At 68.7% G+C, this 24,975-nt stretch carries 19 protein-coding genes and 1 tRNA gene; 9 read left to right on the top strand and 11 right to left on the bottom strand.

Annotation, left to right across the window (positions count from 1 at the left end; genetic code table 11):
* Positions 1-113: 113 nt before the first annotated feature.
* Positions 114-1,259, bottom strand: a complete 1,146-nt coding sequence (locus DJ73_RS03150; protein ID WP_094523079.1) for an acyl-CoA dehydrogenase family protein — start codon at positions 1,257-1,259, stop codon at positions 114-116.
* Positions 1,260-1,457: 198 nt separating this feature from the next.
* On the opposite strand from DJ73_RS03150, the gene DJ73_RS03145 reads away from it, so the two are divergent.
* On the top strand, positions 1,458-2,525 hold the full coding sequence (locus DJ73_RS03145) for a phytoene/squalene synthase family protein (RefSeq protein WP_094523081.1): 1,068 nt from the start codon (positions 1,458-1,460) through the stop codon (positions 2,523-2,525).
* A gap of 22 nt (positions 2,526-2,547) precedes the next feature.
* Here DJ73_RS03145 and DJ73_RS03140 read toward each other — a convergent pair whose 3' ends face one another.
* From DJ73_RS03140 to guaB, 3 genes are all read right to left on the bottom strand, one after another.
* On the bottom strand, positions 2,548-4,515 hold the full coding sequence (locus DJ73_RS03140) for a DEAD/DEAH box helicase (RefSeq protein WP_094557268.1): 1,968 nt from the start codon (positions 4,513-4,515) through the stop codon (positions 2,548-2,550).
* A 109-nt stretch (positions 4,516-4,624) separates the two neighbouring features.
* A complete protein-coding gene (locus DJ73_RS03135) occupies positions 4,625-5,212 on the bottom strand; it encodes a HalX domain-containing protein (protein ID WP_094523085.1) in 588 nt (195 codons plus the stop codon).
* Positions 5,213-5,350: 138 nt separating this feature from the next.
* The gene (gene guaB, locus DJ73_RS03130) at positions 5,351-6,838 is read right to left on the bottom strand and encodes an IMP dehydrogenase (protein ID WP_094557267.1); all 1,488 of its coding nucleotides are present in this window, start codon (positions 6,836-6,838) and stop codon (positions 5,351-5,353) included.
* Positions 6,839-7,510: 672 nt separating this feature from the next.
* Here guaB and DJ73_RS03120 point away from each other — a divergent pair.
* The 4 genes from DJ73_RS03120 (at position 7,511) to DJ73_RS03110 (ending at position 10,845) form a co-directional block, all read left to right on the top strand.
* A complete protein-coding gene (locus DJ73_RS03120) occupies positions 7,511-8,545 on the top strand; it encodes a DUF5794 domain-containing protein (protein ID WP_094523091.1) in 1,035 nt (344 codons plus the stop codon).
* A gap of 75 nt (positions 8,546-8,620) precedes the next feature.
* On the top strand, positions 8,621-8,842 hold the full coding sequence (locus DJ73_RS03115) for a DUF5795 family protein (RefSeq protein ID WP_094523093.1): 222 nt from the start codon (positions 8,621-8,623) through the stop codon (positions 8,840-8,842).
* A gap of 132 nt (positions 8,843-8,974) precedes the next feature.
* Positions 8,975-9,149 (top strand) — tRNA-Trp (locus DJ73_RS20115).
* Positions 9,150-9,639: 490 nt separating this feature from the next.
* Positions 9,640-10,845 carry an inorganic phosphate transporter gene (locus DJ73_RS03110; protein WP_094523095.1) on the top strand — a complete coding sequence of 402 codons (1,206 nt, stop codon included), beginning with the start codon at positions 9,640-9,642 and terminating at the stop codon, positions 10,843-10,845.
* Between the two features lie 9 nt (positions 10,846-10,854).
* Here DJ73_RS03110 and DJ73_RS03105 read toward each other — a convergent pair whose 3' ends face one another.
* The 3 genes from DJ73_RS03105 to folP form a co-directional block, all read right to left on the bottom strand.
* Positions 10,855-11,286, bottom strand: coding sequence for a universal stress protein (locus tag DJ73_RS03105; protein WP_094523097.1), 432 nt, complete (start codon positions 11,284-11,286; stop codon positions 10,855-10,857).
* Positions 11,287-12,052: 766 nt separating this feature from the next.
* Positions 12,053-13,465, bottom strand: a complete 1,413-nt coding sequence (locus DJ73_RS03100) for an aspartate aminotransferase family protein (protein ID WP_094523099.1) — start codon at positions 13,463-13,465, stop codon at positions 12,053-12,055.
* 241 nt (positions 13,466-13,706) lie between these two features.
* Positions 13,707-16,151 carry a dihydropteroate synthase gene (gene folP, locus DJ73_RS03095; protein ID WP_094523101.1) on the bottom strand — a complete coding sequence of 815 codons (2,445 nt, stop codon included), beginning with the start codon at positions 16,149-16,151 and terminating at the stop codon, positions 13,707-13,709.
* A 570-nt stretch (positions 16,152-16,721) separates the two neighbouring features.
* Between folP and DJ73_RS03090 the strand changes: the two genes are divergently transcribed.
* Positions 16,722-17,156, top strand: coding sequence for an ester cyclase (locus DJ73_RS03090; RefSeq protein ID WP_094523103.1), 435 nt, complete (start codon positions 16,722-16,724; stop codon positions 17,154-17,156).
* Between the two features lie 115 nt (positions 17,157-17,271).
* On the opposite strand, the gene DJ73_RS03085 is transcribed toward DJ73_RS03090, so the two are convergent.
* Entirely contained in the window at positions 17,272-18,165 is an 894-nt protein-coding gene (locus tag DJ73_RS03085) for a bifunctional methylenetetrahydrofolate dehydrogenase/methenyltetrahydrofolate cyclohydrolase (protein ID WP_094523105.1), read from the bottom strand.
* A gap of 329 nt (positions 18,166-18,494) precedes the next feature.
* Here DJ73_RS03085 and DJ73_RS03080 point away from each other — a divergent pair, with 329 nt between their 5' ends.
* Positions 18,495-20,006 (top strand): anthranilate synthase component I family protein, encoded by a 1,512-nt coding sequence (locus DJ73_RS03080; protein WP_094557266.1) that lies wholly within the window; start codon positions 18,495-18,497, stop codon positions 20,004-20,006.
* On the top strand, positions 20,003-20,638 hold the full coding sequence (locus tag DJ73_RS03075) for an aminodeoxychorismate/anthranilate synthase component II (RefSeq protein WP_094523109.1): 636 nt from the start codon (positions 20,003-20,005) through the stop codon (positions 20,636-20,638). Before DJ73_RS03080 ends, DJ73_RS03075 begins: the two co-directional genes overlap by 4 nt.
* A gap of 16 nt (positions 20,639-20,654) precedes the next feature.
* Here the strand turns inward: DJ73_RS03075 and DJ73_RS03070 are convergent, their stop codons facing one another.
* Together DJ73_RS03070 and DJ73_RS03065 are read right to left on the bottom strand one after the other, a co-directional pair.
* Positions 20,655-22,505 carry a BCCT family transporter gene (locus DJ73_RS03070; RefSeq protein WP_094523111.1) on the bottom strand — a complete coding sequence of 617 codons (1,851 nt, stop codon included), beginning with the start codon at positions 22,503-22,505 and terminating at the stop codon, positions 20,655-20,657.
* A 71-nt stretch (positions 22,506-22,576) separates the two neighbouring features.
* Positions 22,577-23,812 (bottom strand): NAD-binding protein, encoded by a 1,236-nt coding sequence (locus DJ73_RS03065; protein ID WP_094557265.1) that lies wholly within the window; start codon positions 23,810-23,812, stop codon positions 22,577-22,579.
* A 208-nt stretch (positions 23,813-24,020) separates the two neighbouring features.
* Between DJ73_RS03065 and DJ73_RS03060 the strand changes: the two genes are divergently transcribed.
* Positions 24,021-24,401: a Rid family detoxifying hydrolase gene (locus DJ73_RS03060; RefSeq protein ID WP_094523115.1), complete on the top strand. Its 381-nt coding sequence runs from the start codon at positions 24,021-24,023 to the stop codon at positions 24,399-24,401.
* Positions 24,402-24,612: 211 nt separating this feature from the next.
* Here the strand turns inward: DJ73_RS03060 and DJ73_RS03055 are convergent, their stop codons facing one another.
* On the bottom strand, positions 24,613-24,888 hold the full coding sequence (locus tag DJ73_RS03055) for a hypothetical protein (protein WP_170938286.1): 276 nt from the start codon (positions 24,886-24,888) through the stop codon (positions 24,613-24,615).
* Positions 24,889-24,975: the final 87 nt, after the last annotated feature.

Here is a 24,975-nt window from a genome sequence, read left to right as displayed (position 1 = left end):
GCGAGGAGAGGACGTCGGATGGAGGGACGTCGAACCAGGAGAGCGCGGAGGATCCGGCCGAGAGCGACGGCGGATCCGCGGGCGACGAAAAGTAGCGAGGCGTCCGCGGCCGCCTACTCGTCGAGCAACTGCTGAGCGATGGTGTTCCGCAGGACCTCGCTCGTCCCTTCGTATATCTCCGAGAGCTTCGCGTCTCGGTAGAAGCGCTCGGCGGGGAAGTCCTTCGTGTAGCCGTAGCCGCCGTGGATCTGGATTCCCTCGTTCGCGACCTCGCGGGAGATCTCCGAGGCGTACAGCTTCGCCTGCGCGGCCTCTTTGATGTAGTCCTCGTCGCGCATCTTCAGGTCCGCGGCCTCGTGCATCAACAGCTCCGCGGCGCGGGCCTTCGTGTCCATGTCGGCGAGCTTGTGCTGGATCGCCTGGAAGTCGGCGATGGCGTGGTCGAACTGCTCCCGCTCCTGCGCGTACGACTTCGCCTCGTCGAGCGCGGCCCGCGCGATGCCGACGGACCGCGCCGCGATCGTGATCCGGCCGCCGTTCAGCGTCTTCAGCGCCTGCACGAACCCCTCCCCCTCCTCGCCGAGCCGCCGGTCCTCGGGGATCCACATGTCGTCGAAGCGGAGCTCGGCGGTCGGACACCCCTTATCGCCGAGCTTGTCCTCCGTCCCCTCCACGATGAACCCGTCGTCCTCCTCGGGGCGCACGACGAACGAGGAAATCCCCTTCCGGCCGGCGTCGGGGTCGGTCTTCGCGAACAGGGTGATCGTGTCGGCGACGGAGCCGTTCGAGATCCAGAGCTTCCCCCCGTCGACGACGTAGCCGTCGCCGTCGGGCTCGGCCGTGGTCGTCATGGCTGGCACGTCCGAGCCGGCCTCGGCCTCAGAGAGCGCGAACGCCCCGACGTCCTCGCCCGTGTTCAAGGCGGTGAGGTACTCCTCCCTCTGTCGCTCGTCGCCGAACTCGTACAGCATGTTCCCCGCGAGCGACGTGTGGGCGGCGACGACGGTCCCGAGCCCGCCCGAGCCGCGCGAGATCTCGGCGAGGCCGATCGCGTAGCTGTGGTAGTCGAGCCCGGCGCCCTCGTACTCGACGGGGAACGGCATTCCCATGAGCCCGAGTTCGGCCATCTCGTCGATCAGGTCGGCCGGGAACTCGTCGGTCTCGTCGATCTCGGCGGCCCGTGGGACGACCTCCTCGTCGACGAATTCCGCGACCGTGTCGCGGATCTGACGCTGTTCCTCGGAGAGCGCGAAGTCCATGCCGTACACTCCCGCGCACGGCGACTTATCGGTTTCTACACGATCCTACACGGGGGCGAGGTTTCTCGCCGCCCTTCGGAGCGCAGTCGGTCGATCCCGTCCCTCGAACCCCGTCGGAATCGACGCCCGTCGGGGGTGCAGAGCCCGGCTCGTTCCACGAGGCTTTTTATGCGTTGTGCCGTAAGTGTCGGTAACCGAATGAGCGGACGAGCACACGGTCCCGCCGAGCCCGACCTTCCGTGGTGTCACGAGGCGGTTCAGGGCGTTTCTCGGACCTTCGCGCTGACGGTCGACGTGTTAGAGGAGCCGATGGCCTCGCAGATCTGCGTCGGGTACCTCCTCTGTCGAGTCGCCGACACCGTCGAGGACGCGGGTCACATCCCTCCCGAGGCGCAAAGCGACGTACTGCGCACCTACCGCGACGCCGTCGACCCGGGTTCGGACGTCGACATCGCCGAGTTCCGCGACGCCGTCGACGAGTGGCTCCCGGCGCCCGCCGAGCGCGACGAGGACTGGGAGGTCGTCGCCGAGGCCCCGACGATCGTGGCGACGTTCGAGGACCTCGATCCCGAGGCCCGCGAGGCCATCGTCCCGCCCGTGCTGGAGATGGTCGACGGGATGGCGATGTTCGTCGACCGCCACGCCACCGAGGGCGGGCTTCGCATCGACGACCGCGACGAGTTAGAGCAGTACTGCTACTACGCCGCCGGCACCGTCGGCAACCTCATCACGAACCTCCTCACCCGCGGCGACGTCGGCGAGGAGCGGGCGCGGCGCCTCCGCGACACCGCCGAGGAGTTCGGGCTCCTCCTCCAGCTCGTCAACGTCTCGAAGGACGTGTACGACGACTACACGGAGGAGAACAACGTCTACCTCCCCGCCGAGTGGCTGGCCGACGAGGGGGTCGAGCAGGAGCGCGTCGTCCACCCCGAGAACCGGGAGTCGTCGGCCCGCGTCGTCGGGCGCACCGCCGAGTACGCCCGGTCGTTCCTCGACGACGCGCAGGCGTACCTGGAGACGATGCCCCTCTCGAACGGGAACACGATGGAGGCGTGGACCGTCCCGTACCTGCTCGCGGTCGGCACCCTCCGCGAGCTCAACTCCCGGCCCGAGGACGCGCTCACCGAGACCGGCGTGAAAGTCTCCAGACAGGAGGTGTTCGCGGTGATGTCCGTCGCCGGCGAGGTCGGCCGCGACTCGCTGGCCGACCTCCGGCGGACGATCTCCCGGACCCCGTTTCACCGGGCCGTCGAGCCCGCGGACTGACGGACGACTCTTCTGACGGATTTCAGAGCCGCGCTCTCGCCCGCGAGACCGCCGGCACGCTGAGGCCGGTCGTCTCCGCCAGCGCCTCCGCCGCGCTCAGCAGCCACTCGGCGCGCTCGATCCGCGAGTCGAGGTCGCCCGGGCCGATCCGGTACGCCTCCACGAGCTCCTCGACGGTGGCGCCGCCGATCCACTCGTCGAGGATCCGCGCGGTCTTCACCGACTCCAGCCACTCCTCGAAGTCGTCGGTCTCGCCCATCGCCGTGGTCAGCTGACCCGCGTTCGCCCGGGCGAAGCGGTATATCTCGGCGCGCTCCTCGTTGCCGAGGTAGGTGTCCTGCATGTCGGGCGTGTCGCAGATCACCTCGAAAACGGTGAGCGTCGTCGCGCTCGCCATCTCGGCGGCCGTCCGGAGGCCGGCGACGATCCGCTCGCCGGTCTCCGGTCTGACGTACTGCTTCGAGGTGGTCTCGCCGACGGGCGTCGCGACCAGCCGGTAGGCGTCGACGCCGCCGGTCTCCCGGCGGACCATCCCGGCCGCGACGAGGTCGTCGACGGCGACCGCGACGGCGTCCGCGAGGCCGCCGGCGCCCGCCTCCCGCGCGTAGAAGGTGCCCTCGAAGACGCCGAGTATCTCCTCTTCCGTCTCGGCGAAGCCGGTCGCGATCGCGGAGAGGACGTGCGTCCGGAGCGACGCGGGGTCGGCGAGCTTCGACTCGACGGCCTCGGGCTCGCCCTCCACGTAGCGCTCGACGAGCTCGGCCTCGGTGTCCTCGTCGCCGACGAGCACCGCCTCGCCGTGCGGGTCGAGCCCGGGGCGGCCCGCGCGGCCGCACATCTGGTGGACCTCCAGCGTCGGGAGCCACTCCATCGCCGAGCCGGCGTAGCGCTTCTGGTCGCGGACCACGACGCGCCGCGCGGGGACGTTGACTCCGGCCGCGAGCGTCGGCGTCGCGCAGATGCAGGCGGCGTCGCGGTCGCGGAACGCCGCCTCCACGACGGACCGGTGCCCGGAGCGGAGCCCGGCGTGGTGGAAGGCCACGCCCGACCGGAGGCAGTCGGCGAGCTGTCGGCCGGTGACCGTGCCGTCGACGGCCTCGACCTCGTCGGCGGCGGTCTCGGCGGCCGACCCGATCCCCATCTCGCCCGCGAGGCCGTCCTCGGCGAGCCGCTCCGCCAGCGCGACCGCCTCGGTCCGCGACCGGACGAAGGCGAGGCACTGCCCGCCGTCGGCGACGGTGTCGGCGACGAGGGCGGCCGTGACCTCCGTGTCGTCGAGGCCGTCGTCGTCGTCACCGTCGGTCTCGGGGTCCGACTCGTCCGCGACAGCGACGTCGATCGCCGTCCCGTCGTCGAAGTCGACGTGCCCGCCGACGGCGACGCCGGTCCGGAGGTCGACCGGGCGCCAGTCGGACTCGACGAGCGTCGCGTCCAGCCACCCGGCGATCGCCTCCGGGTTGTCGACGGTGGCCGAGAGCGCGACGACTTGCACGTCGGGGTTCCGGCGGCGGAGCGTCGCGAGCGTCACTTCGAGGGTCGGGCCGCGTCGCTCGGCGCCGAGGAGGTGGACCTCGTCGACGACGACGCAGGCGAGCTCGTCGACCCAGTCGGCGCCGTTCCGGATCGCCGAGTCGACCTTCTCGCTGGTCGCGACGACGACGTCGTTGCCGGCGAGCGCCTCGCCCGTGGCGTCGAAGTCGCCCGTGGAGATGCCGACGTCGACGCCGGGGAGCGACGCGAACGCCTCGTACTTCTCGCGGGCGAGCGCGCGGAGCGGACAGACGTACAGCCCCGGGCCGTCCGCGGTCAACAGCCCGAGCTCGGCGACGAACGTCTTCCCGGAGGCCGTGGGGATCGCGGCGACGACGTTCGCGCCGTCGCAGACGCCGGCGTCGACGGCGGCCGCCTGCGGCGGGTACAGCTCGCGGATCCCCCGCTCGGCGAAGTGGTCGACGTACGGCTCGGCGAGCGGGAGGTCGCTGACGCGCATTCGGTCGTCGGTTCGGCCGGACCGTATTTAAACAGTCGGCGGGGCGGAAGCGGAGCCGCGTTTCGGTTCCGGACGCCGGTCGCGTCGCGTTCCGAGCCGCCTCGGGCCGTCAGTTCCCGTCGTCGAAGTCCTGAAACAGCTTCTCGAAGTCGTCTTCGTCCTCGGTGACCGCCTCCAGCGACTCGTCGGCCCGCGACCGGAGCTCGTTGATGCGGTCGGTGAGTCGCTGATACTCGTCGTTGTCGGCGAGTTCCGTGGCGCTCTTCTCGGTCTCCAACATCGCCTTCTTGGAGGTCAGCGAGAACAGCTCCTGCATCTCCGTGTCGTACTCTCCCCGTCGCAACAGCCCCGCGACCGTCTCCCTGAGGGTGTCGCTGGTGACGGGTTTCACGAGGTAGTCGTCGAACCCCATCTTCAGGATGTCGAAGTCGGGCTCGACGGCGGTGACCATCGCGACCCGGCAGTCGATGCCGCGCTCGCGGACGGCAGACAGCACCTCGTCGCCCGAGAGCCCCGGCATCCGCCTGTCCAACAGGATCGTATCGACATCGTCGTCGACTTCGTCGAGGTTCTCCAGCGCTTCCTGGCCGCCGTACGCGGTTCGAACGCGATACTCGTCGCCGAGCCACGCGGCGTACAGGTCGGCCAGATCTGGTTCGTCCTCGACCACGAGGACCAGCGGCGGTTGCTCACTCATGGATTCTCGGAGCGACGACGTGTTCGCTCACACGTTTCGTCTCTTCGCGGACTATATTAAAATACCTCTTCGGGACCACGCCGCCGCTATCGAACGCCGTCGGACCGTGGGCCGACCGTCGGCCGATCCGGCGAGCGATCACTCGTTCGGGCTGTAGTTCGGCGCCTCGTCGGTGATCATCACGTCGTGCGGGTGGCCCTCGGTCTGCCCGGCGCTGGAGACGCGGACGAACTCGGCTCGCTCGTGCAGCTCGGGGACGGTCGCGGCGCCGACGTACCCCATGCCGGAGCAGATCCCCCCGGTGAGCTGGTGGAGCTCCGAGGCGAGGCTCCCCTTGTACGGCGTCGCGGCCTCGACGCCCTCGGGCACGAACTCCTCGTCTTCGTCCTCCTCCTTGAGATAGCGGTCGCCGCCGCCGGACTTCATCGCGCCGACGGAGCCCATCCCGCGGTACTGCTTGTACTTCTTCCCCTGCATCGTGATGACGCGCCCGGGCGCCTCGTCGGTGCCGGCGAAGTACGAGCCGAGCATCACGGCGTTCGCGCCCGCGGCCAGCGCCTTGATCGCGTCGCCGGAGTAGCGGATCCCGCCGTCAGCGATCACCGGGACGCCTTGCTGGGACGCCACGTCCGCGACCTCCGAGACCGCGGTCATCTGCGGCATCCCGGCGCCGCTCACGACGCGCGTGGTGCAGATCGACCCCGGCCCGATCCCCACCTTCAGCCCGTCGGCGAAGTCGACGGCGGCCTCGGCGGCCTCGCGAGTCCCGACGTTGCCGACGACGACGTCGGCGTCGACGGTCTCTTTGATCGCGCGGGCGGAGTCGAGCACGTTGAGGTTGTGGGCGTGCGCGCAGTCGATGAAGATCACGTCGACGTCGGCCTCGTCGGCCGCGATCGCGCGTTCCTCCTCGAAGGGGCCGACGGCGACGCCGGCCAACAGGCGGCCCCTGTCGTCGCGGGCGGCCTCCTCGTGCTCGCGGCGCTGGAGGATGCCCTGCATGGTGATGAGCCCGACGAGGCGGTCTTCGCCGTCGACGATCGGGACGCGCTCGATCTTGTGGTCGTACATCAGTTCGAGCGCCTCGTGCGCGTCGACGTCCTCCGACGCGGTGATGACCTCGTCCGTCATCGCCTCGCTGACGGCGTCGTCCTCGCCGACCTCCAGGTAGGGGCGGATGTCCGTCCCGGAGATGATGCCGAGGACGGCGTCCTCCGCGTCGACGACCGGGGCGCCGGAGACGCCCTGTCGCTCCATCACGGCGTCGGCCTCGCGGACGGTGTCGTCGGGCGAGACCGTCACGACGTTCTCGCGGCGGATGACGAGCTCGTGGGCGCGCTTGACGCGCTCGACCTCGGCGGCCGTCTCCTCGACGGTCATGTTGCGGTGCAGGACGCCGAGGCCGCCCTCCCGGGCCATCGCGATCGCCAGGTCGCTCTCGGTGACGGTGTCCATCGCCGCCGAGAGGACCGGCACGGTGAGTTCGACGTTCTTCGAGACGCGCGCGGAGAGGTCGGCGTCGTCGGGCTCCACCCGGCTCTCCTTGGGGCGGAGGAGCACGTCGTCGAACGTCAGCGCTTCCGGCACGTCGAGCTTCGCAGAGAATCGACCGGAGTTGGTCTCCATATAAACCGTCGTGAGTGCCGCATCAAAAACGTTGCGAGTCCGCACGGACGTGCACCTCATTCTCATTCGAGTTCGATATATATGCACGGGCGTGGATCATATCGCGCGCGGCGGAGCCGATATCGAACCTGACCGGCACGGGTGCTCGTCAGGCGTTCGGCGCGAGTGCCAGCCTCGCGCTCTCCACGGACGAGGCGCCTGCGACCTCCCTTCGATCACCCGCACTCGGCTCTCGCCTTCGATCACCCGCCCTCGGCTCTCGCGTGTCACAGTTCGACAGGCACGTCCGCGAGCCGTCTCCCACGGATCGGCGCTCTAACGCCGGCGCCGTCGACGGATCGCCGGCGAAATCCGGGATTCGTCACCGGTTCGTACCCGCCTTTTTAAATGAGATACAGCGATCGTCCGTGTCGTGCGGACAGGTCTCACACAACCTTTAACGCAACCGAAACGGGTATATAGAGTATGGACTCCGACAGTCCCGTGAACGCGCGCACCGCCGGCCAGCCGATCCGCACCCTCGGCGCCTCCTTTACAGCCGGCAATCCGCGCAAACTCTTTACATGGGCTGGTCGGGCCGCTCGCGGCTTCGACTCCGCACGCCGGGCCCTCGGCTATCGCGGGTCGTCTGCTTCCCACCGTGTACCCGTCGGTCAGGGACATCGCCCCTGAATGAGCGTTTCACGCCACCCGATAGCGCTCCGCTTAGAGCGGCAGGTGGGCAGCGCGACGAAGCTGCTCGCGACCGTCATGGTGCTGCCGCTGATCGACGGCATCTTCCCGGCGTTAGTCATCGCCGGCGTGTTGGGCACCGCCACCGGCGTCGTCGAGACCGGGATCCTCATCTTCGGCGGGTCGGCCACCGCGGCCGTGATCCTCGCCGAAATGGACGGGAGCCGCCGGGAGATGGCGACCTCCGTGCTGTTGATCGGCGCGGTGGTCGTTCCCATCGCGGCGATCGAGGCGGCCTTCGCTCCGACGTTCAAGGCGTTCCTCGACCTCCACGTCTTCGAGCGGTTCGCGGGGCTGGTGATCCTCACGATCGCCGCCAAGACCGCGAGCTCGGAGATCGGCGAGTACCTCCCGAGCCCGGGCGTCATCATCGCGCTCGGGTTCGTCGCGAGCTTCGACCCTGCCGGCTTCGCCGTGCGCCCGGGCGAGATGACCTCGCCGGAGTACGTCGTTAACGGCGCCGCCGCGGCGGGCGTCGGCGTCTCGTTCGCCCTCGCGGTCGCGCTGCTGTCGCCGCACCTCCGGGGCCGCGTCGACATCGACCGCTTCCGGTTCGGCTCGGCGGTCGCGCTCGGCGTGCTCGCGCTCCCGATCCTGCTCGGTCCGTTCGACCTGATGCAGACCGAGGCGCCCATCGCGCTGGCCGTCCTCGCCGTCACCACGCTCTTCGCGTACGACCCGAACGCCGGTCCCGTCGCGGACTCCGGCGGCGACTCGCCGGGCGACGAGGACGGGCCGGGCGACGGTCCCCGCGACGGCGACGACGAAGACGCCGACGAGGAGGGAGGCTCCGACGAGGCGCCCGCGGACGGAGATCCCGCGCCGACCGACCCGCCGCTCGACGCCCCGCCGGACGCGCCCGGGCCGATCGTGGACGACGACGTGGCGGTGCTGGCCAACGGCGGCGACCGCGACGCGGGCGACGACGAGTCGGACCCGTTCACCGACGACGACTCCCGGGCGCCCTGGCTGTAGGCGTCGCGTCGCGATCGGCGGCTCCCCACACCGGCGTGTCGCCGGGGTTTAGGTGCTCCGCCGTCTACACGACGTATGTCCAATCGCGTCGTGCAGGGCCGAATGGTGACGCCCGAGAAGCTCGCGGAGCTGGTCGAAGGCGAGTCGGTGCTCGAAGCCGAGTCCATCGCGGACGCCGAGCGGGACTGCCCCGAGTGCGGCGGCGACGTCATCACCGTCGGCTACATGCCGAGCGTCACCGAGTTCGTCACCGGGTTCAAATGCCAGGAGTGCGACTGGAGCGACGACGACCGCTGAGGCTATCGCCGGGAACAGCGGTCGGACCTCGCTCGGTAACGGCGCCCCTCGCGTCGCCCTGTCGTCACCCGATCGCTCGCGATCGAAACCCCTTTATCCGCGTTTCGGCAACCACCTAATGCGATACCGCGTGGGGCTGTGGCCAAGCCAGGCATGGCGACTGACTCCAGAGGTTCGTGCCCGGGACGACACTCCAGACTGATATACCGAGCGGGCGACTGATCATCGCTCGCGTTGACGACCCTCTGGAGTTCCGAGGCGCACCGGAGATATCAGTCGATCGGGGGTTCAAATCCCTCCGGCCCCATAACGGTCTTCACGCTACCGTATCACCTCTAGTAGCAACTATTGCACCTCCTCCAAGATCGGTACTCCGGCCCGGTCGCTCACGGGCGCCCGTACCCACTCTGATCGACCTCGAAGTCGATGACCCGATAGAGACGGAGGGAATCCACCGCACCAACGCCTACCGCGTCACCGTCGCGGCCGCGAGCTACGTTCACGAAGTAGAGACAGTCCCCATGATGCACACGAAAGAAAGGGGTTCATTCGGTGGCATCGACTTGGCTCACAGGCCGGTCTGAATCCCGGAATCGAAGGGCTCGCACGCCTCGACGTGTCCCTCCTCGCGGACCTCCCGGCGTACCACGTCTCGACGACGGTTGCGGGCGAACAGCGGGACCGGAGATCGGTCGGCTGTTCGCCGTGATCCTCGCCCCGCCGGGGGAACGTTTAACCACGGGCTCTGTCGAAGTGGGTGGTATGGTCCGAATCCCCGTCAGCGGAGGCCGTTGACCGTGGCGGGAACCGTCTTCTGGGCGCTCGTTGTGCTGGCGACGCTCACCAGCCTCGCCACGGCGTGGGCGCTCGGCGCCAACAGCAACTCGCCGCCGTTCGCCCCGGCGATCGGCGCCAACGCCATCTCAACGATGCGGGCGGCCTTCCTCATCGGCATCCTCGCCGCGCTCGGCGCGCTCACGCAGGGCGGAGCGATCTCCGAGACGGTCGGGGCGGGGCTCATCAACGGCGTCCAGATAACGTCGCTGGCGGCGACGGCGGGACTGCTGACCGCGACCGGCTTCATGGCCTTCGGCGTCTACACCGGCTACCCGGTGCCGGCGGCGTTCGCGACGACGGGAGCGATGGTCGGCGTCGGCCTCTCGCTCGGCGGCGACCCCGCCATAGACACCTACCGCCGCATCGGGCTCTTCTGGTTGCTCGTCCCCCCCGTTTCGGGCGGGCTCGCCTATCTCACCGCCACCATTCTCCGGCGCGACGACATCCCGGAGACGGTCGGCGTCCCGCTACTCGCGGCGGTCGTCGGCGGCATCGTCGCCAACGTGCAGTTGGGCGTCATCCCGTCGCCGCCCGACGCGAGCCAGAGCTCCGTCGCGGGATTCATCGCGCGGCAGGTCGAGACGCCGATGGTCGCCGATGTCGACCCCGTGGTGGTGCTCGTCACGCTGACGGCCGCCGCGGCGTGGTTCCTGCTCATTCGGCGCCGGACCCAGGCGTCGGTCGAGGGCGGCATTCGGACGTTCCTCATCGTCCTCGGGAGCGTCGTCGCCTTCTCCAGCGGCGGCAGTCAGGTCGGGCTGGCGACCGGCCCGCTCGAGAACCTCTACGGGGTCGAACTCGGACTTCCCGGCGTCGTCCTGCTCGCGCTCGGCGCGACCGGCATCCTCGCCGGCGCCTGGATGGGGGCGCCGAAGCTCCTCCAAGCGACCTCCCGCGAGTACGCGCAGCTGGGGGTCAGGCGCTCGATCGCCGCGCTGGTTCCCGGGTTCATCATCGCGCAGCTGGCCATCGCTTTGGGGATCCCGATATCGTTCAACAACATCATCATCTCCGGGGTCATCGGCGGGGGGCTCGCCGGCGGCTCGGCGGGCGTCTCCCGTCGGAAGATCGGCGTGACCCTCGCGTTTTGGCTCATCACGCTCGTCGCCTCCATCGCGATCGGGTTCGGGCTCTACAAGGCCTTCGCCGCGGTGCTCGGCGGGTGAGGGCCCGGATCAGCGAACGACGGTCACGGTGACGGGGGCCTCGGCGACGACGCTGGTGGCCACGGTGCCGAGCACCCGGCGGGCGATACTTCCCCGCTCGTCGGCGTGCCCGCCCATCACCACGTGATCGACGTCGTGAGCGTCGACGTAGTCGAGAATGACCTCGGCCGGGTCGCCGCTCTCCACCGCCGTGTCGATCTCTCGATCGACCTCCGCGGCCCGCGCTCTCGCCCGCTCGACGATGCGGTCGGCCCCTTCACGCGCGGTCTCCTGACGCTCCTCGCCGGGTTCGAGAATGCCGCCCTCGCTCATCCCCGCGTCGATCGGGGTCACCACGTTCAGGACGGTCACCCGGCAGTCGAAGAGGTCGAGCGCCCGCGTGAGCGCCTCGTCGGCCAGCGGCGACCCGTCGAGCGGGACGAGGACGTGAGATGGCGCCATACGACGTTTCGGACCCGCCTGCACATAGTAACGATGGTCGTTCTACGCGCGTCCCCGGCCGACCGCCGCGAGTCGGCGACACGATCCGACGAGCGGTCGGCGATCTCGTTCGGACCGGGGCCGTGATTCTGGCCGCCGCGGCGGTAACGGTGCCCGGCGCGACCGGCGTCGTTTCCGGGTCGCGCACCGATACTGTCCGCATACCTATCAGTTAGAAATATAAGACAGTCTGAATATACTTCTCCGTCTCCCGATCCCGAAGCGCGATTCGCGATCGGAGTCGAACGGCTGATCTGCGACCGACAATCTCTGCAGGCGGAGAGCGAGTTGGAGCGCGTGAAACTCCGTTTTAGACTGTCTCGGACGGGAACCGATCCTTCGCAGACTCTGACGACTCCGCTACAGTCGATCGCCTCGGGATGAGACGCTTCAGCCCTTTTCAGCTGGTTTGACCCTCTCGATTCGATGTTTCTCTCTGCGGCTTCGCTCCGATCTCAGATCGCTCTCCGTAGGGTCCTGAACTCTCTTATATACCTATACAATTTGAGAATACACGTTATATAACGGTATTTAAATATTATTGATGGCTCGGAGCAGACGACCCAAAACCGTCACGCGCCGCCGTCGTCTCCCGGGACCGACGCGTGAGTCACCGCGACCGTCGGGACGACGCCTTCGATCGCGGGCGATCAGACGGATCGACCGGCGATTGCGCCCGGAACGGACCGATATCCGGCGGCGCTCGACGGTGCGTAACCGTCCGCGTTCACTCGCCGTGGTCCGCGAGGACGTCGCGGACCGATTCGGTGATGATGTCCATGCCGACCTCCGCCTGGCGTTGCGTCAACACGAGCGGCGGGAGCAGGCGAAGGACGCTCTTGTGGCGTCCGGCGTACCACACGAGCACGCCCCTGTGGTAGCACTCGCGCTGGATCGATTCGACGAGCGACTTCGAGGGTCCGCCGTCCACCTCGAACTCGACGCCCGTGAACTGCCCCTTTCCGCGGATATCGACGATCTCGGGGACGTCCTCGGCGAGCTCGCGGAACCGCGACCGGATGTACCCCCCGACCTCCGTCGCGTGGTCGAGGAGGTCGTGCTCTTCGACGTACTCGATCGCGCGCGTCCCGCCGACGAACGCGGGGACGTTCCCGCGGAACGTGCCGACGTGACCGCCCGGCCCCCACGTGTCGTACTCCTCGTGATACATCATCGCGCCGATGGGGAGCCCCGAGCCGCCGATCCCCTTCGCCATCGTCATCGCGTCCGGCGTCACGTCCCAGTGCTCGGCCGCGAACCACTCGCCGGTACGCCCGAACCCGGTCTGGATCTCGTCGAAGATCAGCATCGCGTCGTTGTCGTCCGCGATGTCGCGGAGCCCCTCGAGGAACCCCTCCGGCGGGACGACGACGCCGCCCTCGCCCTGGATCGGCTCGACCCAGATCCCCGCGGGCGACTCGTGGCCCCCGTACGGGCCCTCGAACTTCCGTTGAACCGCGTCCAGCGCACGGGCACAGGTACCCGCCTGACAGCAGTTCTCGGCGGGACAGAACGACTCGACGTCACCGCTCGGCCCCGGCTCGCTGGGGTTGGGGAACGGGACGTGGACGGCGTCGGCCAACAGCGGGCCGTATCCCTCCTTGTACGCCTTGCCGGCGGTGAGGCTGAGCGCCCCGGCGGTCGTCCCGTGGTACGACCCCTCGAAGGCGAGGGTTCCGTGGCGGCCGGTGTTGTGTTTGGCGAGCTTGATCGACCCCTCGATCGCGTCGCTGCCGCTCGGTCCGCCGAAGATGACCTTGCTGTTTCCGGAGAGACCGTCGGGCGCGATGTCGTTGAGCCGTTCGATGAACTCGATCCGCGCCTCGGTGGGGAAGTCCACCGTATGGGTGAGCTTATCGAGCTGCTCGTGGACCCCCTCCAGCACGTACGGGTTGGAATGGCCGACGTTCAACACGCCGATGCCGGCGAAGAAGTCGAGGAACGTGTTTCCGTCGACGTCCCTGATGGTCGCGCCCTTGGCCTCCTCGAGCGCCACCGGTATGCGGCGCGGGTACGCGACCGCGTTGCTGTCGACCTCCCGTTGCCGTTCCAGCAGCCGCTCCGTTTGCGGCCCGGGTACCGGCTCCACGTCAGGCTCCATCGAGAAGTGGAGCTCGTCGATCGGTGGGCTTGCTACCATGTGACAGGAATTTGCGCGAGGATGTATATAATTCGTGATTGTGCAATAATATCTATTTCAGGGAGTCTGTGTACTAGATAAAAGGTCTTATTTGAACATTGTTCAATAAATGTAATTCTCTCAGGACCTACTACTTATCATTTGAATCAGAATCTAGCCGAAGTGGTTCTGACACTCAAACACAATGATCGGCGGATGCTCATGAAGAGCGTCGGCGACACGGCGACCGCGTCGACCGCGGTCACCGGTCGTCGACGCCCGGGTCCGCGGCCATCTCGGCGGTCCGCACCGCCGCGACGTTCTCCGCCACGTCGTGGACCCGGACGATGTCGGCGCCGCGGTCGGCCGCCAGCGACGTCGCCGCGAGGGTCGCGGGAAGGCGGTCTCCGGACGCCTCGCGTCCGACGAGCCCGAACATCGACTTCCGCGAGTGGCCGACGAGCACCGGGCAGCCGAGCGCCCGGAACTCGTCGAGGCGGCCCAAGAGCTCGAAGCTCTCGACGGCCGACTTGCCGAATCCGAGTCCCGGATCGACGATGATCTGCGACCGGTCAAGCCCGGCCTTCTCCGCCAAGAGCACCCGCTCGGAGAGCGCAGCCAGCGTGTCGTCGACCACGTCGTCGTACTCGACGTCGACGTCGGGATCGACCGGCGTCTCTATCGAGTGCATCACGACCACCGGCACTTGGTGTTCGGCGGCGACCAGCCGCATCTCCGGATCTTCGAGCCCCGAGACGTCGTTGAGCACGTCCGCGCCGGCCGCGAGCGCCGCCCTCGCCACCGCGGCCTTCCGGGTGTCGATCGAGACGAACACGTCGAGATCGGCCAGCGCCTCGACGACCGGGCGCACGCGGTCGATCTCCTCGTCGACCGGCACGGGATCGGCGCCCGGTCGGGTCGACTCCCCGCCGACGTCGACGATATCGGCGCCGGCTTCGACCATCGCCTCGGCGCGGGCGACGGCGTCGTCCCGGGCCTCGAAGCGCCCGCCGTCGTGGAACGAGTCCGGCGTGACGTTCAACACGCCCATGACCGCGGTCCCGGAGTCCCACGGATAGACCGCAGCGTCCGTGTCCGTTTCGGACGCGGCTTCGAGGTCCAGCGTCTCCCGGAGGTCGTCGCCCACGACCTCGAGGCCGTGGGGCTCGCCGTCGAGCGCGTCGAGGAGCCGTCGGAACTGCGCGACCGTCCCCATCAATGCGATGTCGACGGGTTCGCGGCCGCGCGTCGAGAGCCCGGAGACGACGCACCGGCCGCCGATCGACAGCAACTCCCGCCTCACGTGATCGGCCTGGCGGGGGGAGAGTCGGGTGGTAACGACTCGGTGCACGCCGTCCGCACGCGCCCGCTGGACGTCGCCGGCGCTCACGTCGGCGGCCTCCATGACCGCGGCGGCGGTTTCGAGGTCGTCGACCCGCCGAGGCACGTGCAGCCGCGTCCAGCGCCGGCGGGCCTCCGCGACGACCCGTAACGATCCGCAGATCAGCACGGCGTCGCCCGCGTCGGCGGCCGACAGCGCGGCGTCGACGGCGTCGGCCACGGACCCTCGCGTGCCCGCGTCGACGGCGTCGTCGAACGCCGACGCGAGTATCGCTGGCGTCTCCGCTCGTTCGAGGTCCGGCCGGCAGGCGTAGACGCGGTCGGCGTCCGGCAGCGCCGCCGCCATCTCCGCAATGTCCTTATCGCACATCGCGCCGAAGACGATGTGGAGCGAGTCGCACTCGAACGTCGAGAGCGTCTCGGCCACCCCCTCGCAGCTGGCCGGGTTGTGCGCGCCGTCCAGCACGACGAGCGGATTCCGTTCCATCACCTCGAAGCGGCCAGCCCAGTGCGCGTTCCGGAGCCCGCGCTCGACGGCGGCCGGGGAGACGCCGTCGAACTGCCGGGCCAGCGCCGCGGCGACGCCGGCGTTGCGGACCTGGTACGCGCCCAGCAACGGGAGGGACGTCCTCGCCGACCAGTCGTCGGTTTCGATCCCGACGGCCTGTTCTAAGCCCTCGCGGCCGCCGTCGGTCACCCGGAGGTCGGCGTCGGCGGCGGTTCCGACACGGTAGACGTCGGCGACCGACTCGACGGCCGACAGCGCCGCGCCGGTCGCGGCGGTCACGAGGGGCGCGTCGGCGGGGGCGACGGCGGCCAAGTCCCGGGCGATCTCCTCGACGGTGTCACCGAGCATGTCCGTGTGCTCGAGCGAGACGCTCGTGACTGCCGCCGCATCGGTATCCAGCGCGCTCGTCGCGTCGTACCGGCCGCCGATGCCGACCTCTAATACGGCGACGTCCACGTTTGCGCGGGCGAACGACCAGACGGCGAGCGCCGTGAGCGCCTCGAAGAACGTCGGCGGGTCGCCCTCGGCCGTCCGATCGTTCACGTAGGGTTCCACCCGCTCGACGAATTCGGTGACGGCCTGCTTCGAGACCGTTCGCCCGTCGAGGCGTATCCGCTCTCTGACGTCGTTCAAGTGGGGCGAGGTGTAGATGCCGACGTCGTATCCGGCCTGCCGCAGCACGCTCTCGACCATGCGAGCGGTGCTCCCCTTCCCGTTCGACCCCGCCACCTGAACGACCTGCAATTCCTCGCCGGGGCCGTCGAGGTGGTCGAGCAGGCGTCGCGTCGACTCGACGCCCTCGGCCGGTGGGTACCGGCGGAGGTCGAAGAGGAAGTTCGCCGCCTCGTGGTATTCCATATCAAAGGGAGTAGGGCGAACGGTTTATCGGTTTTTCCCCGCCGGCACGGAGCCGCCTCGGCGAGGAGGTTCGCGGACGCGTATTACGGGCGTTCAGGGCCGTTCCGTCCGGGAGACGGGAAAGAGATCGTCGGCCGGTAGCCGGTGGAAGGCAGATCTCACGGCGAGCGACGGCGCCGGGGACCGAGTCGTGGCAGTTTCCGGGGTCTTGACCGGTTGCGTTCGTCGGGAGCGACGGACCCCCGGATACGCCTCCGCCCCGAGTCCTGTCGTCCGACTGGTCGGTCGTGGATCCGAATCTCTACGTCCCAGTTCACTGGGAAGTTCGGGTTTACCGCGTCCGGAAGGCGGTCGGTTCCCGGGTCCGGGCTCGGATCGGGATCGGGAGACGACGACGAACCGACCGGTCGCCGAAACGAGAACCCGACCGACTGAGGCACCTCCGCAACGCTCCGAACGTCGAATGCGACGATTAATGATAACATCTAACACGAATACGGCCGATCGTTCGAACGGCGCCCACAGCGACCGGGCGGCCCTGATCCGAGCGGAATCGACCGAGGTGTACCTATGTCAGAGACGCAATCCCCAAACCGAGAACTGGTACGCGACTACCTGAAGGCGTTCAACGAACAGGACCGGGACCGGATGACCGAGCTGCTCGCCGAGGATGTCGTCGAGCACGGGATCGTCGAGGAGCTGCACGGGATCGAGGAGATACTCGGCTTCCTCGACGCGCACTTCGAGACGTTCCCCGACTACGGCGGAACCACGGAGGCGATGACGGCGGAGGACGACCTCGTCACCGTTCGATACACCGTCGCCGGGACCCACACCGGCCAGTACCGCGACATCGAACCGACCGGCCACACCGTCGAGTGGACCGGCATCGCGATGTACCGCATCGAAGGCGACGAGATCGTCGAGATCTGGATCGAAGAGGACCGGCTCGGCCTGCTCGAACAGCTCGAGGTCGTCGACCCGCCGGCCCACCTGCGCATCTGAGACGGCCGCTCCGCCCCGTGACGCCATCCCGCTCGAACCGCCACGCTCTCCCTCCAAGTATTTCGTCTTATCTCGGAAGGTGACGAACGGCCCGGATCGGCCGCCGCCGATCGGGCTACGGTAACTCGACGTCGACGCCCGACTGGAGGCCGGCGGCCTTCGTCGTGTTGTACATGAGCATCGCGATCGTGAGCGGGCCGACGCCGCCGGGGACCGGCGTGATGGCCGACGCCTTCTGTTTCGCGCTCTCGAAGTCGACGTCGCCGACGAGTTCGTACCCCTTCTCCGTGTCGGCGTCGACCCGATTCACGCCGACGTCGACGACGACGACGCCCTCCGAGAGCATCGATCCGTCGATCATCTCCGGGACGCCCGCGGCCGCGATGACGATGTCGGCGGCGCGGGTCTTCGCCGCCAGATCGGTGGTCCGGGAGTGACACACCGTCGTGGTGGCGTTGCCGCCCGGCGCCTTCTGTACCAGGAGGTTCGCCATCGGCTTCCCGACGATGTCCGACCGCCCGACGACGACGGCGTCTTTCCCCTCTGTGTCGACGTCGGCGGCCGCGAGGAGCTTCTGGATGCCGTGCGGCGTACACGGCTTGTATCGCGCGTCTCCGGCGACCATGCGGCCGACGTTCTCGGGGTGGAAGCCGTCGACGTCCTTCATCGGGTCGATGCTCCGGAGGATCCGCCGGGCGTCGACGTGGTCGGGAACCGGCATCTGCACTAAGATCCCGTGCACCGAGGGGTCCTCGTTTAGCTCCTCGACTCGGTCGAAGAGCCGATCGGCGGGCGCGTCGGCGTCGATCTCGTGGTGGTAACTCTCGATGCCGATCTCCTCGCAGGCCCGTCGTTTCATCGAGACGTACGTCTCGCTCGCCCCGTCGTCGCTCATCAGTACCGTCGCTAGCCCCGGAGTGACGCCCGCGTCCGCGAGCGTCCCCACGCAGTCGCCGACGTCGGCTCGGATCCGATCGCCGATCTCGTTACCGTCGATTATCGTCGTCATGGTGGTGATGTCGTTGTCATGGTGATGATGTCGTTGTCATGGTGATGGTGGTTTCCTCGCCGTCGCCGACGGCCGGAACGCGCCGACGGAACGCGACGGCCGATGCAGCGTTATCAGTTCGCATGCTACTGTTCGGTCGGGGCGTAAAGTCGCGGGCGGGGAATAGTACGGGTATTAAAATACCCACCGATTTTCGTTCCGCTCGTGTGACAATTCGAGTTTGCGTCGGATGGATCGTCACTCCGCAGAACGTTTTTGACCGAACGTCCGTTATCCGTGGTATCAGTTCCGAACGATCTGTGACGGTCGTTCGGAGATGACTGTATCAAATGACAGATCCACTCGTCGTCACGGAGAGGGAATCGTTCATCGAGATTGCCGCCGCCGCCCCGGACGGTTCGCGGGTCCCGGTCGAGGTCCGCGTCACCGTCTCGGACCCGTTCGAGTCGTATCGGCGGGCGCGGAACGCGAACGGCGACGGCGTCTACCTGGAAACCACGGGGGGACAGCCGGGTTGGGGGTACTTCGCGACCGATCCGGTCGAACGGGTGCAGGTGGACGCGGAGGCGCCATCGGCCGACGGAGCCAGCCCGAGCGTCGAGGCCATCGACGCGCTGCTCGACCGCCAGCACCTCGTCCGCGGCGACTGCGACGTGCCGTATCCGTGCGGCGCGTTCGGCTGGCTCTCGTACGACGTCGCCCGGGAGCTCGAGGACCTGCCGACGACGACGGCGTCGGACGGACTGCCCCGGCTCCAGCTCGGCGTGTTCGACCGGGTCGCCGCCTGGGAGGAGCCCCGCGACGACGACGCGACCCGGCTTCGCGTGACCGCGTGCCCGGTCGTCGACGGGTCGCCGGCTGACGCATATAAGACCGGCCGAGAGCGGGCGCTCGCGCTCGTCGAGGCGGCGCTCCACGGCGACGGCCGGACCGCCTCGCCTCCGACGCCTGAGAGGCGGGCGACCTTCGAGAGCGAGTGCGGTCAGGAGGCGTTCGCCGACCGGGTGCGGGCGATCAAAGAGCACGTCCGGGACGGCGACACCTTCCAGGCGAACGTCTCCCACCGGCTGGTCGCCCCGGTGACGGTCGATCCGGTCGACGCGTACGCGGCGCTGCGGCGGGTCAACCCGGCTCCCTACTCCGCGCTCGTCGAGTTCCCCGGGGTCGACCTGGTGAGCGCGAGCCCCGAACTCCTGATCGACGTGGAGGGTGACCGTCTGCTGACCGAGCCGATCGCCGGCACACGGCCGCGCGGCGAGACCGCGACGACCGACGCCGACCTCGAAGCGGACCTGCTGTCCGACGAGAAGGAGCGTGCCGAACACGCGATGCTGGTCGACCTCGAACGCAACGACCTCGGCAAGGTCAGCGAGTACGGCACCGTCGACGTGCGGGAGTACCGCCGGGTGGACCGGTACTCGGAGGTGATGCACCTCGTCAGCCTCGTCGAGGGCCGGCGCCGCGACGACTGCTCGATCGCCGACACGGTCGCCGCGGTGTTCCCCGGCGGCACCATCACCGGCGCGCCGAAACCCCGGACGATGGAGATCATCGACGAGATGGAGACGACCCGACGAGGCCCCTACACCGGCTCGATCGGCGTGTTCGGCTTCGATGACCGCGCGACGCTCAACATCGTCATCCGCACTCTCGTCCGGTACGACGACGAGTACCGGTTGCGGGTCGGCGCCGGCATCGTCCACGACTCCGTTCCCGAACTCGAGTACCGGGAGACGCTCGACAAGGCCCGCGCGCTGGTGACGGCCGTCGACGAGGCGCTCGGAGAGCAGGGGGCCCTCGCCGTGGACGCCGCGAGCGACCCGCTGGAGGGCGGCCGATGATACTCGTTATCGACAACTACGACTCATTCGCGTACAACCTGGTCCAGTACGTCGGCGAGTTCGACGACGTCGTCGTGAGGCGGAACGACGCAGTCGACGTCGCGGACGTCCGTGCCCTCGATCCCGACGGGATCGTCGTCTCGCCCGGGCCCGGCACGCCCGAGGCGGCCGGCGTCTCGATCCCGATCTTCGAGGAACTCTCCTACCCGACGCTCGGCGTCTGTCTGGGTCACCAGGCGCTGTGTGCGGCCAACGGGGCCACGGTCGGCCACGCCCCCGAGGTCGTGCACGGGAAGCCCTCGCTGGTCCGCCACGACGGGGCGGGGCTCTACGACGGCGTCGATGACCCCTTCGAGGTGGGTCGGTACCACTCGCTGGCCGTCGAGCGCGACGACATCCCCGGCGAGCTCGAGGAGACCGCTCACACCATCGCGGAGGGGCGGGCGGACGGGGCAGACGGCGTCGACGGGTCGAACGAGGCGGACGGGACGGACGGCGACGACGGCATCGTGATGGGCGTTCGCCATCGAGAACGGCCGCACATCGGCATGCAGTTCCACCCGGAGAGCATCCTCACGAGCCCGGGGAAGCGCATCATCGAGAACTTCTGTACGAGCATCGCGGGCGGGTGAGACGCCCGCCGCGGGGTCAGTCGTTGTCCGGTGGATCGAGATCCGGGTGGGTCTGGATCTCGGGGAGCCGGTTCCGGACGTGGCCGATGACTGAGGTGTGGCCTCTTTCGTGCCGATAGAACGTGCCCGTGAGCCCGATCAACGCCACGAGCGACAGGACGGCGAACGGCCCGCCGGTCAGGACGGCCAGCGCCTGCAGCGTCCCGGCGCCGCCGACGAGCAGCACGGCGACGGCGACGCTTCCCTGTAGGACTCCCCAGAAGACGATGCTCGCGCTCGAGGGCGCCAACCCCCGCTTGGCCGCGAGCGTCGCGACGACGAGCGTCGACGTGTCCGCCGACGTGGCCATGAAGGTGATGATGAGCGCCAGAAAGAGGAACATCAGCAGTTGGCTGAGCGGGAGCGCCTCGAACAGCGGGAAGCCGGCGACGGCCTCGGCACTCCCGTACGACGACATGGCCGCGAGCACGTCCGCCCGTCCGGTATGCTGGACGAACAGCGACGTACCGCCCAAGATCAGGAACCAGGCCATCGTCGCGGCCGAGGTGGCGATCACGCTGACGAACACCACCGTCCTGATGCGGCGTCCGCGGGAGAGGGCGGCGATGAACAGGCCGGCGAACGGCGCCCACGAGAACCACCACGACCAGTTCCAGACGGTCCAGTCGGCGACCCACTGGCCGTCGAGGTAGACGCTCAGCGGGACGAAGTTGACTGCGTAGCTCCCCAGCGCCTGCGTCCCCCGCTCGAAGACGAACGTTCGGGGGCCGACGGCGACGATGAGCGCGGCAAAGAGACCGAAGAGCAGCATCGTCACGCCCGAGATGCGCCGGATGCCGCGGTGGACGCCGCTCACCGCCGACAGGCAGAATATCAGCGTGAGCCCGCCCACGAACAGCACCGGGCCGAGCCGCCCCGCCGTGACGCCCCACTGGAAGCTCGTGCCCGTGAGGAACTGCTCGCTCACCAGCGCGACGGACGTCGCGATGCCGCCGATGATCGCGAACACTGCGAGCGTGTCCACGAGCGTGCTCCACCGGGAATCCAACCCGTCGACGCCGAGGAACGGCGCCAGGATCGTCGAGACGCGGAGCGGGGCGCCCCTGTTGAAGACGAAGTACGCGATTGGGACCCCGATGACGGCGTAGGCGCTCCACGCCGACAGTCCCCAGTGGAACAGGGCGTACGTTAACGCACCGCCGATGGCGGCGCTCGACTCCGGCGCGGCGTCGACGTACGGCGGCGGGGTCTGGTAGTGGAACAGCGCTTCCGCCGGTCCCCAGAACACCACTCCCGCCGCGATGCCGGCGGTGAACACGAGCGTAAAGAGCGTCGGCAGGGTGTACGACGGCTCGACGTCGGGACCACCGAGCTTGATCCCACCCCAGGGACCGAGGAGCAGGAACAGACAGTAACACACGGACACGAAGACGGCGGCGAGGAACACCGGACCGCCGACGCTGAGTATCGCGTCGGTCACGCCGCCGACGACGCCGGAGACGGCGTCGGGAAGGGCGACCTGCAGGAGGAAGAACAGCGCGAACAGGACGACGGCCGGCGCCAGCGTCGCCAGCTCCTGTCGGGCGAGGAACCCGCGCAGCATCTCTCGGACGCCCCGACGACGGACCCGCAACAGATACGACTCCGGCAACGCCCCCTCCTCGTCCGACGAGTGAGGGAGAACGGCGAGGTAGCCGAGGCCGGAGCTGAAGAACACCAAGGCGATCGTCAGCCACGCTTCGCCGGAGACGGTTTCACCGATAAAACCGGGAAAAAAGAACCCGGCGAGCACGATGGCCCCTGAGACGGCACACAGCGGCACGAGGACGCTTCCGGCGACTCCACCGCGCTGGCTCCCGGTACTCATACGGACCCATGTTAGCGAATCACACTGATAAATGTGTACCGTGCAGGGAGCGATCGCGCGTCGGTTGGAGCCTACTCGTCGTCGGCGTTGCCGCTGATCTCGCTCAACGGCGATCGCGAGTCGCCACCGAGCACCGATCGGCCGAGGAGCCGCCCGCCGATCTCGAGGGGGTTAATGACGTCGTCGGCCCCGACCGACTCGAGCTTCTCGACGTTCCGCGCCTCGTTGGCGGCCGCGACGATCCGCACGTCCGGGTCGACGTTCCGCGTCGCGAGCACCGCGAGCACGTCCCGTGCGTCGTCGTCGCTGCCGACGACGACCCCGCGGGCGGCGTCGGTCCTGGCGTCGCGCAACACCGACTCGTCGGTCGGGTCGTCGGTGAGGACGTTCACTCCCTCCGTGTTGAGCTGGGAGGCGGTCTCCTGGTCGGGCGTCACCACCACCAGTTCCGTCTCCGCACCGAGTTCTTCCAGGAGCGATTCCGTCACGTCGCCGTACCCGAGGACCACGACGTGGTCCTCTAAGAGTGTGAGTTCAGATGCGGTCATGTTTCCGAACGCCGCGGCCATTCGCGATTCGATCGCCGGACCGATGAGCGCACCCACCGCGACGGTGAAGGCGCCGGTACCGAACAGGATGATGGACAGCGAGAACCACTTCGAGATCCCCGTCGTCGGGGTGATGTCGCCGTAGCCGACGGTCGCGATCGTGACGATGACGTAGTAGAAGGCGTCCCCCCACGTGGAGATGCCGCCGAACTGGTCCCGTAACCCGTAGGAGCCGACCGTCCCGTAGAGAACCACGCCGAGGATGGCGGACAACGACGCGATCTGCAGCGACGAGAGGTCGAGCGACTGGCGGAACTGGTCGCGGTTCCGGACGTGGAGCGGGAAGGTGATCGCGATGAGCACCAACACCGGGATGTCGGTCGGCCGGAGCGTCGTCAAGGGTAACACGGCCAGCGCCGGGACGACGACGGCGGCGGCGAGCCAGGCGATGCGTTTCCGGCGCTGGAGGCCGACCGCGAGGATGCCGAGGACGAACGCGAACAGGACGCCCCCGAACCGCGCCAGCGGCACCGCGAGCGACGTCGGCAACAGGCCGGCCAGCGGTCCCGCCAGCGTCACCGACGGCTGACTGAGGTTCGACAGTCCCGTCACAAACGACAACAGCGTGAGGGCGGCGGTCAGTGACACGGTCGATCGCGCGCCCGAGAACTCCCGCCACTCGACGAGCGGTATCCTATCGGCGGGATAGAAGATCTCCTCGATGGCCCGCTGAACCGGACCGCCTGATGAGTCGGACACCGGGGGTCAATTCTCAGACTCCATATAAAAAACGCTCGCCGTCAGAGGGGCGGACCGCGGAACTGAGCGGGCGGAGATCGACCGCAGTCGGTACCGCCGCCTCGCCGCGTCGAGCGAACCGTTCCACGACCGATCCGGAATCCGATAGGTCGTGTCGTCGGTGGCGGCCACGGCCGGATTTATACGGGGTCCGCGGGTAACTCCGCCCATGAAGCGCACTATCAGCACGGACGATGCGCCGGCGGCGGTCGGGGCGTACAGCCAGGCGACGACGAACGGCAGTCTCCTCATCACCGCGGGCCAGCTCCCGCTCACCGTCGACGGCGAGCTGCTCGACGACGAATCGGTCGCGGAGCAGACCCGGCAGTGTCTCGAGAACGTCGCGGCGATACTCGAGTCGGAGGGGCTCTCGCTCAACGACGTGCTCAAGACGACGGTCTTCCTCGACGACATCGACGATTTCGACGCTTTCAACGAGGCCTACGGCGAGTTCTTCGACGAGGACCCGCCGGCCAGGAGCGCCGTCGGCGCCGGCGCCGTGCCGAAAGGCGCGGCGGTCGAGATAGAGGCGATAGCGACCACCGAGTGACGACGGGGACGGTGGCCGCCGGGCGGGCCATCGATCCCAGGGGGTTCGACGGCCGCTACACCGCTACTACGCCGTCAAGGGCCGGAGCCCCAGGGGCCTCCGACCCGGGCGCTCGCAGAGCGGCTCGACCAGGGCGGCGTCGTCGACGACGACACGCCGATCGCTCGGCTGCCGGCCCGACCCGTCGACGCTGGAGACGACCGACGGAGCGCTACCGGAGCTGCATCTCCTCGGCCCGCTCGACGGCCAGTTCGGCGACAGCCTCGAGGTCGTCCTCGGAGCGGTCCGCGAGCACCCGGAGCAGCATGCCGAGCTGTATCGCCGCGGTCTCGCGGAGTTCGGTCGCGTCGCCGGTGTCGTTGCCGAAGTAGTACTCGTGGCGGCCGTCGTCGTGGACGAGGCCGCCGTACACCGAGCGCAGTTCGCCGTCGGTGATGGCGTCGGCCGCCTCCGTCCGGACCTCCTCGAAGCGTGGATTCGTCACGATGGAAGGGGCGGGCGCTGGCACCTAACCCCTTCGCCGCGCCGGCGCCGCACCCCGGACGTGTCGGCCGACTGGTCGGTTGTGGTATCG

The organism is Halorubrum sp. Ea1, from assembly GCF_002252965.1.
Lineage (GTDB): Archaea > Halobacteriota > Halobacteria > Halobacteriales > Haloferacaceae > Halorubrum.
This window is presented reverse-complemented; position numbering and strand designations above follow the sequence as displayed.

Bases quoted from the DNA above. Each gene is read 5' to 3' on its own strand.
- DJ73_RS03150 (WP_094523079.1), bottom strand. From the start codon at position 1,259: ATGGACTTCGCGCTCTCCGAGGAACAGCGTCAGATCCGCGACACGGTC.
- DJ73_RS03145 (WP_094523081.1), top strand. From the start codon at position 1,458: ATGAGCGGACGAGCACACGGTCCCGCCGAGCCCGACCTTCCGTGGTGT.
- DJ73_RS03140 (WP_094557268.1), bottom strand. From the start codon at position 4,515: ATGCGCGTCAGCGACCTCCCGCTCGCCGAGCCGTACGTCGACCACTTC.
- DJ73_RS03135 (WP_094523085.1), bottom strand. From the start codon at position 5,212: ATGAGTGAGCAACCGCCGCTGGTCCTCGTGGTCGAGGACGAACCAGAT.
- guaB (WP_094557267.1), bottom strand. From the start codon at position 6,838: ATGGAGACCAACTCCGGTCGATTCTCTGCGAAGCTCGACGTGCCGGAA.
- DJ73_RS03120 (WP_094523091.1), top strand. From the start codon at position 7,511: ATGAGCGTTTCACGCCACCCGATAGCGCTCCGCTTAGAGCGGCAGGTG.
- DJ73_RS03115 (WP_094523093.1), top strand. From the start codon at position 8,621: ATGTCCAATCGCGTCGTGCAGGGCCGAATGGTGACGCCCGAGAAGCTC.
- DJ73_RS03105 (WP_094523097.1), bottom strand. From the start codon at position 11,286: ATGGCGCCATCTCACGTCCTCGTCCCGCTCGACGGGTCGCCGCTGGCC.
- DJ73_RS03100 (WP_094523099.1), bottom strand. From the start codon at position 13,465: ATGGTAGCAAGCCCACCGATCGACGAGCTCCACTTCTCGATGGAGCCT.
- folP (WP_094523101.1), bottom strand. From the start codon at position 16,151: ATGGAATACCACGAGGCGGCGAACTTCCTCTTCGACCTCCGCCGGTAC.
- DJ73_RS03090 (WP_094523103.1), top strand. From the start codon at position 16,722: ATGTCAGAGACGCAATCCCCAAACCGAGAACTGGTACGCGACTACCTG.
- DJ73_RS03085 (WP_094523105.1), bottom strand. From the start codon at position 18,165: ATGACGACGATAATCGACGGTAACGAGATCGGCGATCGGATCCGAGCC.
- DJ73_RS03080 (WP_094557266.1), top strand. From the start codon at position 18,495: ATGACAGATCCACTCGTCGTCACGGAGAGGGAATCGTTCATCGAGATT.
- DJ73_RS03075 (WP_094523109.1), top strand. From the start codon at position 20,003: ATGATACTCGTTATCGACAACTACGACTCATTCGCGTACAACCTGGTC.
- DJ73_RS03070 (WP_094523111.1), bottom strand. From the start codon at position 22,505: ATGAGTACCGGGAGCCAGCGCGGTGGAGTCGCCGGAAGCGTCCTCGTG.
- DJ73_RS03060 (WP_094523115.1), top strand. From the start codon at position 24,021: ATGAAGCGCACTATCAGCACGGACGATGCGCCGGCGGCGGTCGGGGCG.